General features: G+C 48.6%; 15 protein-coding genes. 7 read left to right on the top strand and 8 right to left on the bottom strand.

Translation table 11 applies throughout. The features are described 5' to 3' along the window. Nucleotide 1: 1 nt before the first annotated feature. A complete protein-coding gene (locus IPJ88_07595; protein ID QQR91575.1) occupies nt 2-421 on the top strand; it encodes a DUF420 domain-containing protein in 420 nt (139 codons plus the stop codon). A 22-nt stretch (nt 422-443) separates the two neighbouring features. Here the strand turns inward: IPJ88_07595 and IPJ88_07590 are convergent, their stop codons facing one another. From IPJ88_07590 to IPJ88_07575, 4 genes are read right to left on the bottom strand one after another with little or no spacing between them, the layout of a single operon-like run. Further along, nucleotides 444-1805, bottom strand: coding sequence for a hypothetical protein (locus tag IPJ88_07590; GenBank protein QQR91574.1), 1362 nt, complete (start codon nt 1803-1805; stop codon nt 444-446). Continuing rightward, the gene (locus tag IPJ88_07585; protein QQR91573.1) at nt 1777-2478 is read right to left on the bottom strand and encodes a transglycosylase domain-containing protein; all 702 of its coding nucleotides are present in this window, start codon (nt 2476-2478) and stop codon (nt 1777-1779) included. Before IPJ88_07585 ends, IPJ88_07590 begins: the two co-directional genes overlap by 29 nt. 59 nt (nt 2479-2537) lie before the next feature. Continuing rightward, complete coding sequence (locus IPJ88_07580) at nt 2538-4121, bottom strand: hypothetical protein (protein ID QQR91572.1); 1584 nt, start codon at nt 4119-4121, stop codon at nt 2538-2540. A gap of 1 nt (nt 4122) precedes the next feature. Continuing rightward, on the bottom strand, nt 4123-4629 hold the full coding sequence (locus IPJ88_07575) for a DUF2505 domain-containing protein (GenBank protein ID QQR91571.1): 507 nt from the start codon (nt 4627-4629) through the stop codon (nt 4123-4125). Nucleotides 4630-4849: 220 nt separating this feature from the next. On the opposite strand from IPJ88_07575, the gene IPJ88_07570 reads away from it, so the two are divergent. The 3 genes from IPJ88_07570 (at nt 4850) to fadJ (ending at nt 9392) form a co-directional block, all read left to right on the top strand. Continuing rightward, the gene (locus tag IPJ88_07570; GenBank protein QQR91570.1) at nt 4850-5782 is read left to right on the top strand and encodes an ROK family protein; all 933 of its coding nucleotides are present in this window, start codon (nt 4850-4852) and stop codon (nt 5780-5782) included. Between the two features lie 104 nt (nt 5783-5886). Next, nucleotides 5887-7182, top strand: a complete 1296-nt coding sequence (fadI, locus tag IPJ88_07565; protein ID QQR91569.1) for an acetyl-CoA C-acyltransferase FadI — start codon at nt 5887-5889, stop codon at nt 7180-7182. Next, on the top strand, nt 7179-9392 hold the full coding sequence (gene fadJ / locus IPJ88_07560; protein QQR91568.1) for a fatty acid oxidation complex subunit alpha FadJ: 2214 nt from the start codon (nt 7179-7181) through the stop codon (nt 9390-9392). Before fadI ends, fadJ begins: the two co-directional genes overlap by 4 nt. Before the next feature lie 497 nt (nt 9393-9889). Here fadJ and IPJ88_07555 read toward each other — a convergent pair whose 3' ends face one another. The 4 genes from IPJ88_07555 to IPJ88_07540 form a co-directional block, all read right to left on the bottom strand. Beyond that, nucleotides 9890-10735 carry a hypothetical protein gene (locus IPJ88_07555; protein ID QQR91567.1) on the bottom strand — a complete coding sequence of 282 codons (846 nt, stop codon included), beginning with the start codon at nt 10733-10735 and terminating at the stop codon, nt 9890-9892. 137 nt (nt 10736-10872) lie between these two features. Continuing rightward, nucleotides 10873-11427: a biopolymer transporter ExbD gene (locus IPJ88_07550; GenBank protein QQR91566.1), complete on the bottom strand. Its 555-nt coding sequence runs from the start codon at nt 11425-11427 to the stop codon at nt 10873-10875. Nucleotides 11428-11461: 34 nt separating this feature from the next. Then, nucleotides 11462-11917 (bottom strand): biopolymer transporter ExbD, encoded by a 456-nt coding sequence (locus IPJ88_07545; protein ID QQR91565.1) that lies wholly within the window; start codon nt 11915-11917, stop codon nt 11462-11464. Between the two features lie 41 nt (nt 11918-11958). Next, a complete protein-coding gene (locus IPJ88_07540; protein QQR91564.1) occupies nt 11959-12600 on the bottom strand; it encodes a MotA/TolQ/ExbB proton channel family protein in 642 nt (213 codons plus the stop codon). Between the two features lie 493 nt (nt 12601-13093). Between IPJ88_07540 and IPJ88_07535 the strand changes: the two genes are divergently transcribed. The 3 genes from IPJ88_07535 to IPJ88_07525 are packed head-to-tail and all read left to right on the top strand — an operon-like array spanning nt 13094 to nt 14864. Beyond that, a complete protein-coding gene (locus IPJ88_07535) occupies nt 13094-13726 on the top strand; it encodes a MotA/TolQ/ExbB proton channel family protein (GenBank protein ID QQR91563.1) in 633 nt (210 codons plus the stop codon). 15 nt (nt 13727-13741) lie between these two features. Further along, nucleotides 13742-14302: a biopolymer transporter ExbD gene (locus IPJ88_07530; GenBank protein ID QQR91562.1), complete on the top strand. Its 561-nt coding sequence runs from the start codon at nt 13742-13744 to the stop codon at nt 14300-14302. Between the two features lie 19 nt (nt 14303-14321). Then, entirely contained in the window at nt 14322-14864 is a 543-nt protein-coding gene (locus IPJ88_07525) for a biopolymer transporter ExbD (protein ID QQR91561.1), read from the top strand. The last annotated feature ends 2 nt before the right edge of the window (nt 14865-14866 follow it).

Below are 14866 nucleotides of genomic sequence, written 5' to 3'. Positions count from 1 at the left end.
TATGCTACCTGATTCTTCTCAACTTGCGCTTTTGAATGCTTGCCTAAATGCTAGCTCCGCGCTCTTTCTTTTTTTAGGATTTTTCGCTATTAAGACAAAAAGAGTTCCACTGCATCGACTGTGCATGGTAGCTGCCTTTACTCTTTCATCATTATTTCTTGCGTCGTACCTGACCCGATACGGCGTCTATGGCGATACGCCTTTCAAGGGCCAGGGCGCCATCCGAACTGTGTATTTTGCACTTCTAATCTCACATATTTTATGCGCGATTGTGACGCTGCCATTGGTCCTACGTACCCTTTATCTTGCCATTAAAAAAGACTTTACCAAGCACCGCCAAATAGCTCGAATCACCTTCCCTTTGTGGAGTTACGTCTCAGTCACAGGCGTGATTATCTACCTTATGCTTTATCAGCTATAAACAAGCGTACAGTTTTAGTTTTTTAGAAATAAAAAGCAGAACCAAGATGTATACCCAGTTCGTGCACGGTAAAATTCGATTTCTCTGAAAGTGGATCATCAGCACCGGTTCCAAAGGTGCTTGGATCAAAGACAAAGCTTCCAAAGTCACCGGAACCGTAGGCATAACGCAAACCAATCGTGGTAGAAAATGTCATGTCAGAACTATCTTCTTCTTCGGCAAGGGCATATTTGTTTCGATACTGAATTGCCGTGGCCAGTCCATAGAAATCAATTTTCGAATCAGCAAATTCCCTCACTTCTGGATCTGAACTTCGATCGGTAAACACACCCAAGCCAAAGGAAAAATGTTCCGATAGCGCTAACTTTCCTCCAGCACGAAGGTTCCAGACAAAACGATTATTAATGCTTAGCTCATCGTTCTTAAGTCCATGTTGTATATCTCCGTCAACGGACAGCCAACCGCCATCGATTTGATAGGCCAGTCCCATACGAATGCGTGTTGGGGAAACAATCCCCGAGGCAAACTCAAACGAATTCGTTTCCTCTGGTTCGAATTGCGTCACAGCATCACTTCCTACGATTACACCGCCAGCGGTGAGTCGCGTATCTCGCAACGATTGCAAAAACAGCATGCCGGGACTACGGACCGACAATCCGAGAGTCCAGCGCCGCGCAAAATCCCATTGCACGCCCACACCTGCTTCAAGACCCATATATTGATTGGACAAGAGCGATGACGTTGAAATAGCCAAATCAATGGCATCATTTTTTACGCCAAGCCCGAAATGCACCGAACCGTTCTCACTGCGGTACGACATATACAGACCTGCACCAATCCTAAGCTTATCGCTGAGCTTCCAACCCAAGCCAGCGCCACCAAAGTAAGCTGCACTCGTAAGCCCCACACTTATCAACCCCTGCCCTGATGCTCCGCTTTGATCTTGCTGCAAGACAGCGCGCAAGCTGAAATCGTTCGCTGAAGGAACAAACAAACCAAAGGCAAGATTAACATTTTCAGAAATCTTTCTCACATAAGTCAGTGCACTTGGAACGGAAATCACCTCGGCTATACTCGCACCCTTGTTTTGCCCCTGGACCGTCTGAAGCACGCTACCAATACTGTAATTCCTGAGCGTATAGACACTTCCGCTGACATCGACTTGGTGTTGTTTAGCCTCTGCTATACCCGCTGGATTGTACCAAAGTGCTGTTCCGTCTCCGATACCCGCTGTCACAGCTCCGCCGGTCATGGCTGCCGTATCGCCCAAAAGGACCGCATCGCTGTTTCCAGCAAAAACTGAACTTGGAAGCATCGTACATACGACGAGCGCCATAGAAACGAGAACAAACGATTTACTCCGAGACGCCTTTATATGTTTCATAGTCCTCCCCATTCTGATACGGCAAAGGCGTAGGATTCCCTTCGATTACACGAGCACCTGCCATGCCATTTCCTTTAAAGAAGTGAAAATTCTCCAGTTCTTTAAGACCATAGGACAACGCTGCCTGATCAATGCGACCTCTTGCATACATATGCTCCAGCCTACGTTGCATCCGAGTCCTCCAGCGTGGACTAAGTGACTCGCGTTCATACTGTGGATAGTACCCCTTCGGATTGGGAAGGATGGTTGAAAGGAAGACCGATTCCGCCGGGGAAAGTTCCGCAGGATAACGTCCAAAATAATGCCGTGCAGCAGCTTTTATACCGTAAATGTCCGGCCCAAACTCAATCACATTAAGATAAAGTTCAAGAATATCTTTTTTATCAAGCGCTTCTTCGACCCACCAGGTCAAAATTACTTCTTGAAATTTACGGGCGAGAGTTTTCTTGCGATGCAGAATCAAGTTCTTTACCAACTGCATGCTAATAGTGCTCGCACCTTTAACAAAACGACCTGCTTCGAGATTAGCAGCCAGTGCTTTTTCGATCTCCGCGACCGCAAAACCGTGATGACGGAAAAAACCTGCATCTTCCTGAGCCAAAACAGCTTGAAGCATAAAGGCGCTGATCTGTTCGATGGGTACCCAGTTTGGAGTCCCAGGTCCGGTTTCCATCTCAAACTCGCTGCCATCGGTCTCGAACACCCGATGTAAAAAAGGTCCTTGAAATAACCTTAAATCGGCAACAGGGGGACTGTACTAAAACGGCAACGATCAATCGCTTTGAGCTTAAACTTCGTTTGTGAAAAATCGCGCGAATCAACCGTAACTAATAAATCGGCTCCCCACGTACCTGTCCAAGAAAAGCCAGAAAAACCTTCAAGTAAACCGCTGGGAACTGCTCCAAGCACTGAATTGCATGGCAGCACCGGCACTGTGGAAGCCAAATCGACAACAAAATAATCTGAATCACGTAGCAAAGTCCCAGATAACGTAGCTACCGCTTCTTGTATTCGAAGCTCAGCCTTTTCGATATCAAGGCGCTTTTCAAGAGGCCACCAACTGCCTTCTCCTTCAACGTAAACATCCGGAACGACCACTGGGTCATCACCAATTCGTGGAGAAAAAAGACCTAGCTCTTTTCCATGCATGGTACCGCTGATCAAAATACGATCACTTCCTTTTGCACGAAGTGTTAAATCCGCATCGATCGCAGAATCGTCCCCTTTGTACCAAGGAAGATCAGGCAACAACGGCGCAAGCAAGGTCAATGGCACTTGCAGCAACTTGACTTCACCCTCACCACGCATCGCCTTAGGCTGCAAGCTAAGGTCCCAAGAAAGCGCACCTTCATCAATGACATCGCCCTTTCCAAAGAAACGAAAACGACCCTTGCCCTTGCCCGTCAGACTAACACTTCCACTGTTTAGTAGCCGGCCTTTCTGCGAATAGACCGTCAACGACTTAACCTTTGCCTTTACGTCCTTTTTAAACCAATCCAGTGCTCCGAACTCAGCTTCCGGGGATCCATTGCGCTTCTGGGTACTTTCTCTTTGATCCCGTCCAATCGCTTTCTGCGCTTCACGCAAACGCGTGCGGAGTTGTTGCTCTGCAGGACGCCATGAAAATTCGATACTATCAACCAACAGGTTTTGAAGTTGATAGTGCCCGTCGTTACGCGAAAACGAAAAAGAAACATTTTTTAGTTCGATGGTCTCTTTCTCTTCTCCTTCTCCCATTACGATGAGTGGCAAAACCCCCGTCATTTTTGTATTTTTCTTCTCAAGGTCGGCTACTTGAGCTCTAAACAGCAATCCCTGTTTGTCGTGCAAAATTAGTTCAAGGCCATCTACAAGAAAAAACAGACCCTCACTTTGCTGTCTTGCTTTCTTCTTTTTAGTTTTTTCCCCCTTCCGAGAAAACAGACGCTCAACCCCCGAAGAAGCAAGGTCAACTTCCACCACAGCGTCTTTTAACTTAATACCTCGTACTGCTTTGCTTCCTCGAAAAGGAACTAGAAAAGGATTAACAGATATTTTTAACTTTTTTGCACGAAACAAAAGTGCATGGTGTTCTCTGTCAAAAGCACTAAACCCAAAAAGCTCAACACCAGAGAATCCGAGACGAGCCGTGGCGCTCTGAACATCTAACCCGAAACGTTCTTTGACTTCAGAAGCAATTTTGTTTTTGACAAAATAACCCGCCGAAAGCCCCACAAGAAGATAGAGAAAAGCTACGCTAAGCGCCAGCACTCCAGCAACACGTACACGTCTGCTGGCAAGCAACACATCCCAATGCTTTTGCAAGCTTTGCTTCACTTTAACTATGGGCTTGTTTCAGAAACTGCTGGGTAAAAAGCGCAGCTTTTTCGAGACCTTCTCGAGACTGCTTTTCCAGCATTTTCTCCAACATGGAGCCCACTCCAAAGATGTTAACTTGAATATCATTTCGGCACACACGGTCCACCTGATTTTCTCCGGCAGGCTCAACCCATAATTCTCCCGAAATCGAGACCTTGTCCGTACTTACGCCAGGAATGACTCGAAAACGCCAACGCTTCATTTTAGGATCAAATTCACCTTCTTCGGTGTAGGCAACTGCATCGCCAAAAATCTTTTTTGCTGCTGCCGGCATCTCGGCACGAGGTTCATAACGCATTTTGCGAATGATTCGACCATCTGCGTCTTCTGTCTTTTCAATAACTTCGCATGCTCGAAAGTTAAGACCTTCCACGTACAAACGCTGATTGAACGCATCATCAAAAAAAATATTCTTCCAAAAACCATCAACATCAATCGGAAAACGGTGTGAAACTGTAAAATTCATTCGAGAAATCTAGGTCATTTCATGTTTTTTTTCTAGCAGAGACCTAGCTGGTTGAAGTGATCGAGAAATCACCCAGAACATCGAATGCAGAAGCGAAAAAGCAGCTATATACGGCGATATTTCAAGTTTCTCGGCCGTCACAAGCCAAAAAAGGCAGGTATCTGCTATTTCGACTTTCTATTTGAGCTACTGCTAGCAAAGATGCTTTAAGTGGAAGGACATGAATGAAATAGCCCATAAAGCAGACAGTCTTTTAGGGGTCATCGAAGGTGGCGGCACGAAATTTCTATGTGGATTCGGCAGCGCACACGACCAATTACAAAAGATTGAACGAATTTCAACAACGTCCCCCGAGGAGACTTTAGCAAAGGTATGCGAGTTTTTTAAAAGTGCCCCACCGCTAGACGCTATCGGCCTTGGCATGTTCGGGCCGATCGAACTCAAGGGAAACAGCAAGCACGCGATAGGCACTACTCTGCGAACGCCTAAAAAGGGTTGGGACTACATTCCAGTAAAAAGCATCCTTGAGAAGGTGTTGGATATACCCGTGGTTGTTGATACCGACGTCAACGGAGCGGCCCTTGCCGAATACCTCTGGGGCGCATCACAGCAATGCGATCCCACTGTCTATGTGACGATAGGGACCGGCATTGGGGCCGGTGTAATTGTTGGCGGAAAGCCACTTCACGGTTTGATGCATCCTGAGTTCGGTCATATGCCGGTACCGGTACTGGAAATGGCGAATGGCGAAAAAGATGATTTTCACTGCCGATGCCCATTCCACACCTGGTGTCTAGAGGGTGTGGCCTCAGGCAGTGCCTTTAGTGCACGTACAAAAGGTGGGGTTGATGCACTCGCAAAGGATGATCCCCTGTGGGAATTGGAAGCCAACTATCTTGCTCATGGCCTTGCAGCATGCACCTATATGCTTAGCCCCGAACGGATTGTCCTGGGCGGCGGCATGCTTAAAAACCCCGGCGTGCTTGAACGCGTTCGCTCGTCCCTAAAAAAACTCGTTGCAGGCTACATACCGCACAAGAAATTGAACGACGACATCGACAACTACCTTGTTTACCCTCATTTTGAACAACAAGCCGGCCTAATCGGCGCCTTTGCCCTCGCCAAGTCACACAGGCTTCCGTCAACAATTTAGCCATTCGACAAAAAGTACATCGGATTATTCGATGGTGCCTTCCTAGCGGTTTTTGCCGGAGTAATTTACTCTTACAACGATAAAAAGGAATAGAGAGGCTTGGCATGAATGCTCCAACACATACTCGGGTTGCTATTGTCGCAGGGCTACGCACCCCTTTTGCTAAACAAAGCTCTGCTTTCAAAAAGCTAAGTGCCCTCGATCTTGGCAAGATTGTCGTCACCGAACTTTTGCAGCGAAGCGCTCTAGATACCAAAGAGATTGATCAAGTGGTGTATGGCCAAGTGCTGCCCTCAATTAGCGCACCAAACATCGCACGCGAGATTGTTTTGGGAACAGCTATGCCGCCCACGGTTGAAGCGTACAGCGTCTCACGGGCCTGTGCGACAAGCTATCAATCCACCGTCAATGTGACAGAGTCCATCATGGCCGGAGCCATCGACTGTGGCATTGCCGGGGGCGCCGATAGCGCAAGCGATATTCCTATCACGGTATCCAAGCGCCTCGCTCAAGCTCTGCTCAAAGCAAGCAAAGCACGTAGCCTTCCCGATCGAATTAAATCCTTTTCTGGACTGGGTCTAAAAGATCTTATGCCCGTCCCTCCAGCCCTAAAAGAGCCATCAACAGGTCTCACTATGGGACAAAGCGCAGAGCAAATGGCAAAGGACAATGGTATTTTGCGAAGTGACCAAGATGAGTTTGCTCATCGTAGTCACAGCCTCGCTGCTAAAGCTTGGCAGGAAGGAAAATTCGATGACGAAGTCATGGAAGTTTACCTGCCCCCAGGTTACGAGCACAGCATCAAAGAAGACAATCTGGTTCGCAAAGACTCGAGTGTAGAAAACTATCGAAAACTTCGACCTGTTTTTGATCGCAAGCATGGCAGCGTTACCGCGGGCAACAGCTCCCCTCTGACCGACGGGGCAAGCGCTATTATTTTAATGCGTGAAGACAAGGCCAAAGCTCTTGGCTACGAAGTGCTTGGTTATGTAAAAAGCTACGCATTTGCTGGCATCGATCCCAATTGGCAATTGCTCATGGGGCCAAGTTTTGCAACGCCAATTGCCCTCGATCGCGCAGGACTACGCCTGTCTGACATGGACTTGATTGACATGCATGAGGCTTTTTCCGCGCAAATTCTTTCGAACACCCAAGCTTTTGAATCCAAACGCTTTGCCGAAGAAAACCTCAATCGAAGCGAAGCAATTGGCCAGATTGATTGGGATAAATTTAACGTTTTAGGTGGATCTCTTTCCATAGGGCATCCTTTTGCAGCTACCGGTACGCGACAAATCACGCAAACCCTTCGTGAGCTCAAACGACGCCAAGGTCAGTTTGCATTGTGCACAGCCTGTGCGGCCGGTGGTCTTGGCGCGGCAATCGTATTGGAGGCAGCATGAGCGATAGTAAAGCATTAAGCGTAGAGCAACGTAGCGATGGAATCGCCGTGCTCTGGATAGACGTTCCGGGAGAAAGCGTTAATACTCTTCGCGCTAACTTCAGCACAGAGTTTCATCAACTCTTCGATCAGCTTGAAAAAGATAACACTGTTAAAGGTATTGTCTTTGCATCCAGGAAAAAAGACAGTTTCATCGCTGGCGCCGATATCGAAATGTTGAATGCGGTGAGCAATGCGCAAGAAGCGCAAAAGCTTTCCGAAGATGCCCAAAGCGCAATGAACCGCATTGCTGATTTTGGAGTGCCCATTATCGCAGCGATACACGGCAGCTGCCTTGGAGGCGGCCTCGAACTGGCTCTCGCCTGTCACGGCCGCATTGCCAGCGATCATCCCAAGACAAAACTCGGACTCCCAGAAGTTCAGTTAGGGTTATTGCCCGGTGCTGGCGGCACTCAACGCTTACCTAGACTGATCGGCCTTGAGGCCGCCCTGGATATGATGCTAACCGGCAAACAGATCCCTGCGCAGAAGGCTCAAAAGCTTGGCATGGTAGATGATGTCGTCTCCGCAGCTATTTGCATTGAGACTGCAGCAAAACTTGCCCTCAAACTGGCAAACTCTCCTTCGCATCTAAAACGCGATTTTTGGGCACATCGACCGGCAAGTCTACGTTTCAAAGAGCAACTGCTCGCCCGTAATCCCATCGGACGGAAGCTCGTCTTTTCCCAAGCCTCAAAACAAGTGGCTAAAAAAACGCGGGGTAACTATCCAGCGCCGACTAAAATCATCGAAGTCATCGACATAGGTCTTTCCAAGGGCATAAGCAAGGGTCTCAAAGAAGAAGCACGCCACTTCGGGGAACTGGCAGTAAGCCCCGTTGCTCAGTCACTTATGCATATTTTCTTCTCGCAAACCGCCTTAAAAAAAGACCGTGGAACCGACGAAGTAGTGCAAGCTATTAAAGTAAATAAGGTTGGCATGCTTGGCGCGGGTCTAATGGGTTCAGGCATTGCCTACATCACTTGCGCGTTAGCAAAAAAACAAGTGCGCCTAAAAGATCGTGACAGCAGTGGTATCGGAAAAGGCTTAGCGAACATTCGAGATATTCTCGACACGCGCGTTAGACGCCGTCGCTTGAGTCCACGTGAGCGCGACCAAACCATGGCACTCGTCACCGGAACGACAGAATACACAGGGTTTAAGGATGTTGACGTCGCTATCGAAGCCGTGTTTGAAGACATCAACATCAAACATCAAGTATTAAAAGAAGTCGAGAGCGTAGGAAAAACAAATCTTATCTTTGCTTCAAACACGTCATCGCTACCTATCACGGACATCGCAGAAGCCAGCAAGCATCCGGAAACCGTTATTGGGATGCACTATTTTTCTCCTGTACACAAAATGCCGCTGCTCGAGATTATTGTCACGCCGAAAACGGCCGCGTGGGTCACAGCAACTTGCGTTGAGCTTGGTAAAAAGCAGGGGAAAACCGTCATCGTTGTAAATGACGGCGTTGGCTTTTACACCTCACGGATTCTATCTCCCTACATGAACGAAGCAGCTTTCCTTCTTTTTGAAGGCGTTCGTATCGAAGACATCGACCGTGCTTTGGTTGATTTTGGCTTTCCAGTCGGGCCGATCACCCTGTTCGATGAGGTCGGAATCGACGTGGCCGAAAAAGTTGGAAAAATCGTCCATCATGGTTTTGGACAGCGCCTGGCACCTCCGCCTGGAAGCTCGCAACTGCGTGCCGATGGACGTCTTGGACGAAAAAACAAAAAAGGCTTTTACCTTTACACCGCGGATAAAAAGAAGGGGTCCAAACAAGTCGATCCCAGTGTCTATGGTGTTTTGGGTATTCAATCACACACCTCGCTCTCGAAAAATGAGATTGCCGAGCGGTGCAATCTACAAATGGTTAATGAGGCTGCGTTATGCTTCGAGCAAGGGATCTTACGCTCAGCCCGCGATGGTGACATTGGCGCAATTTTCGGACTTGGTTTCCCTCCTTTCTTAGGTGGCCCCTTCCACTACGTGGACACAGTAGGCGTCAAACACATCGTGGAACGCTTAGAGTTTTACGAGAAGAAACACGGTATCCGTTTTAGGCCAGCCGATATACTTAAGAGCATGGCCTCCAGGGAACAGAAGTTTTATGGCTCCAATGCCATCCAATGCCCCAAACCCACCACCCAACGCTCCGCCGCATAGACACCTACCACAAACTGGCCGAAGTACTGCCATGGCCCGAAAGGCCAGGGGTCTCTGATCCGTAGCCTTCAAGACCACTAACTGCGAAAGGCTTTTAGAAGCACTCTTCCCCATATATCTTAATGCGCCACATGCAGACGCTACGGATCAGAGACCCCCTGGCCTTCCGAGCAGACCAAAGCAAAGCTTTTCCATCCCTTGGCTTTCTCTGCTTGTCCACTTTGACTCAGTCTACAGAGGAAATTGCTCAACGATAATTTGAACACAAAGCTCAATGACTCCACGAAGTCTCCCAGAACAAATGCCTCTCATGCCGAAACTATGGTGTTCAGAGACGGCGAGGAGTAGGGGGTGTTGTTCCGGGGCGTCTGCATGTGGCGCATGCAAGTACAAAATGGACGGAATCGTGTTTTATACCTTCCGCAGTAGGTAGTCTTGAAGGACCTGGAACAACACCCCTACTCCTCGCCACCAACCTTGCATGGAAAATAAAGAGCTTAGGATGTAAGCTCTTTGAGCTGGGTGGCGATGGAACAGTCGTTGGCTGCGCCTTTGCCGATGATTACTTTGTTTACTCCACTGCGCTCGATGCTCCCAACAGCATTACGTGCGGGAATTAACATACCATTGGCTTGAACCCTAGCCTGCAACAGCACTTGTTTAGCGCGCAAATCCCATAGTCTCACATCAACAGCTGCATCGCGACGATTGTCACCGTGTTGGATCACGAGTAAAAGCCAGTCGCTTTTGAGCATCTCGGCGACTTTGTCTAAATCCTGCTTGCTACGCCGTTTAAGCTCCTCTTCGGCCGTTCGAAGGGTAATTTTGTTGTAGCTTCCTTCGATACGCTTGAGCCAATTGGGTAAAAGGAAACTGCCTTTTTGATAAAAATACTTGCCCATTGACGGATCAAGACCCAAGCAGCTTGGAATCGAATCCCGTTCCTGGCCGACAATGGCCTCTTCAATCGCGCGGGCGTCTCTTATCGCTTCAAGTGGCACTCGAATATATAAACCCTTGCCCTGGTGAAGAGCGGATAAATTCAAACGCTCATCCACTCGTTCTTTGGGAGCGTCTTTAGATAGTTTTAACAGCTGCGCCTCAATTTCCGATCGCAACTGCCTATAGGGTTTTGAAACGACAGCCAAAGACGCATGAGCTTGATAGATTTTTTCTCGAAACGCATCCGTAGCCCGTCGCTCTCGCCACCAGTAGCCCAAGGCAAAAACAAGGACTAGACCTGTGATCGGAAGCACCAATCGCCATCGAATCTTGGCTTTGTAGGCCTGCACATCCAATCCTGCATCAGGTCTTGCTGGCTTCAAATCAGCTATATCGTTCATGTATGTGACTTTATACCCGGCTATGGAGCTTGTGAAGTAGGGAAAAACTCACCGTCCGCTAGCTCTGTTCGGGCAACATACAGCGATAATACATGAAGCACATGCCGGTCGCATTAGAGCGCCCTAGAAAGCTAACGCTATTTCGATTTACTCACGCGGTTCACTGCAAAGCTCACGTTTGCATAGCCAGCTTGCGCTGTCGAATACATAATCTTTTTGATCACGCGAAAATCAATGCTTTTATCGGCTTGTAAAATCACCGTGCCAGGAAACTCATCGGATGGATGCAAAATCGACCAGTTTCGCTTGGCTGTTTGCAAATCCTCAATCAATGGCTCGATTCGTTCTGCTTCAGGGCTTGCCGCAAGAGTGCTCGTATCGGCTATGCGTCGTGCGCCATCACCGGCATCAAGCGTGACCACCTGCGGATTAATGGCAATGATTGGGGCGATCTCCAAGTCAATGACGTTTGTGCCGCTAGGCATCTGCAAATTCGGTTGCTGCGCTAGCAGTTCACCCGTTGCACTAAAAGAAATAAGTAAGAAAACAACGAGCACAATCAGAAAGTCGATGAATGGCACAAGCGCAATCGAACTATCAACTGCTTTGCGTCCACCACCAGCAACCCGATCATGAACAAACTTGAGCGGAATATTATGAAGAAGAACACGACCTGGCTTTTGAATAGGCATTTTCTAAATACTCCTAGAGGGTCGATCCGTCTCGCTACGACATTTCGGGGTAACCGTGACCAACTACCAAATCCATCACGGAAACGATGTCTGCGTACATCACGCCATCCTCAGGCGCTACAATGATGTCTTTACGGTTTGGCTCAAGCTTTTTTCGTTCAGTTAACTTATCACGCAAACCTTCAAGGTCATAAGAGTCACCGACTTTTGGAATCTGCACCTCATCGCCCATCGAGCTCGCCAGCACCAGGCCACCGTTTTGCACCTTGACGAAAAGCTGAACCTTTTCTTCTGGCGGCGGAGCATCTGGACTTGCTTGTCCTGGCTGCTGCTGATTGGCGTTAATTCGTGCAAGCTGGTTCCAAACCGCTGTCACAAGAAGAAACATAACGCAGCACAAAAGCAAATCGATAAAGGGGATTAACGGAATCTCGTGATCAACTGCCTTTTTTCCGCCGTGCCCACCACCACCTGTGCTGATACTAGCCATGTTTCTCCTTGCTACCTTAGCAGCTTCTCTAAGGTCTTAGATTAGACGCCCGAAAGATCAACTTTGGAACGGTTGCTTACTACTAGGTTGAGCACCTGAACCGTTGCACCGTTGATGTCGTCAATAATGCGCTGTGTTTTGCCGTTTAGAATAGCAAAGCCAACAAGCGCAACAATCGCTGACATAAGTCCAAAAGCCGTACAGTTCATGGCTTCTGAAATACCTTTAGCCAAGATAGTAGCTTTTGAAGTTGCATCCGCACCGGCCACGCCTTTAAACGCCGTGATCAAACCGATAACCGTACCAAGCAAGCCGCTAAGCATCGCAAGGTTTGCAAACAAGGCCAAAAACGGTGTGCGCTTTTCGACTTGTGGCATTTCTCGAAGTGCTTCTTCATCCATCGCCGCTTGAACTTCAGCATCCGGGCGATTCACTTTCATAAGACCTGCTTTAACAATGCGGGCTAACGGTGCATTTGCGGCCGAGCACAATTTAATTGCGCGACCTACGTCACCTGCCAAAATGCATTTCTGCATCGTAGCAAGGAATACGTCTTTGTTGATGGATGACTTATAGAGATAAATCGATCGCTCTACGATAAAGCCGATCGAAATCGCTAGCCAAACCAGAATAGGATACATGAAGGCGCCGCCTTCGTGAAAGCTCTGTGCCAAACTTGCCATGGGTTATTCTTCCTCCAGCAACCGTGTTTCGCCCGAACCTAAGAGTAAGTTACGGACGGGATATGCTCCAGCGCATATCCTTATTCCTCATACTAACAAAAGCTACCCTGCTTTGAGAAGATTTTACACACAACTCGTCTAAGAAGCTAAAATCCTGCGAGAGATCGAGTTGATGAAAGCCCGTCAGCTCCGAGTGGTTTAGTGAAAAACCAGGGCAATCATGCCCAGTCTGAGTCAATTTCTGCTGGGACCACGAGCTTTTACGGCAAGATACCGCGGCTTCCGTAGCAAAAAGCGAAGCTTCGATGGAAAGTCCTCCTTTTGATAAAAAAGAAGGAGGCTTGATCTGGTTGCCTCAAAATAGCGTTTACATTGACAATTACAAAACCCCTACGGTACCTTTCGTAAAGTTTTGAAGTAGACCCTTGGAAGCAGCAAATAGCCCTTAGCCCCCGGTTCCAAGGCCGGAGGCAGTGAAAAGGAACCCATACAGATGGAGAAGATCTGGCATTTCCTATTGGACGGCGCACCGTTCTCGTTCATCAACGTCGCAATTTTGGCTTTGGTCATAGGGATCATCGCTGACCGCGCTTATTACATCACCACGAAGTACCGCGTGAACTCAACGGAGTTCATGGCGCAAATTCGCAAGTTGGTGCAAGCAGGCAACATCGATCGCGCTATCAAGCTCACCGATGCAGCACCCTATCCTTTGCTACAAGTCGTCAAAGCTGGCCTCACGCAAGTCAATCGCGGCGAAGATGCCGTCGTGGCTTCGCTGGAGGAACGCATGGCGGAAGTGGTTCCTGCCCTTGAAAAACGCATTGGCTCACTGTGGTCTTTTGCTAACATCGCCACCCTTATCGGCTTGCTTGGAACCATCAAGGGCATGATCGTGGCTTTCTCGGCAGTCGCAGACGCTAACGCAGCGGATCGCGCGCGCATTTTGTCTGGCGGTATTGCTGAAGCCATGTACAACACCGCGCTCGGTCTGGGTATCGCGGTGCTTTGCATGATTTTCCATCTCTTTTTGCACGGCTTAGCCAAGCGTCATAAGCATGACCTTGAAAACGCCACCATGAAGCTCGAGAACATGCTGACCATCAAAGGCCGTACAGCCGAATAAGAAATCACTTACGCCATGGCGAGCGAACTCACACCACAGCAGCGAAATTACATCCGTAAGCACACCAAAGTGCAGGATTTGGATCCATCCGAAACGGCCGGCGAACTCAATATCGTCCCCTTCTTGGATATCGTGGTCAACTTGATCATGTTCCTGCTAATGACCACCGTCTCCGTGATTGCGATCGCGCAAATTGATGCTCAACTGCCTTCCTTAGGACGAAGCAGTGGCAAAAATTCGGGGACGGGAAGCTCGCTCAATCTCAGCGTCACTATAACCGACAATGGGGTCATGGTAGCTGGCTCAGGCGGAAAACTAGCCCCCGGCTGCCAGACCACAACCGTAACGGGCACCATCACCGTACCCAAACACGGCAAAGAGTATGACTGGGCGGCGCTCACCAAGTGTGTGGCACAAGTCAAATCCGTGCCTGATTTTTCGGATGAAACGCAGGTCATTGTCACGGCAAACCCCATGATTGAGTACATCCATCTCGTTAACGCGATGGACGCTGTCCGTGCACAAGGCGACAAAGAGTTGTTCCCCGATGTGCTACTTTCAGCGGGAGTTCGCTAAAGAATAGAGGGAGGCATCTGTGGCCAACATGTCAGATATTCGTCGCATCGTTCGACGCAAACTCCGCAAGTACGAAGCGCCAGAGGAAAATTTTCTAAACATCTATCCCATGATGGATATGATGACGATCTTGTTGGTGTTCTTGATCATGCAATTTGCGGTCACTTCTGCGGACATCGTTCAAAGCGACCAGCTACAAATACCTTACTCGAGCTCCCAAAAAGAAGCTGAAGAAAGCACCTCCATTACCATCGCGAGCAATGCAATTGTCTTTGAGGATAAAAACCTCATGCCCCTAAAAGATGGCTTGGTTGATGCCAGCCAAAAACAAGGCGGCGGCAACGGATTTCTCGTCACCGCCCTGTTCAAAGCGCTTGAAAGCCGACGTGAAGAGCTCAAGCTGATTGCACAATACCGCAATGACCGACAATTCGAGGGAGACGTCCGAATCATCGCGGATAAGCGTACACCTTTCCGTACGCTCTCGGAAATCATTTACACCTGTGGTCAGTCCCAGTTCAGCAAGATGCGTTTTGTCGTGCTTAAAGAAGGCGGCGAATAGCC

The sequence above is a fragment of the Myxococcales bacterium genome (assembly GCA_016699535.1).
Classification (GTDB): domain Bacteria; phylum Myxococcota_A; class Polyangia; order Polyangiales.
The sequence above is the reverse complement of the archived record's forward strand: the minus strand, read 5'-3'. Positions and strand labels throughout refer to the sequence as shown.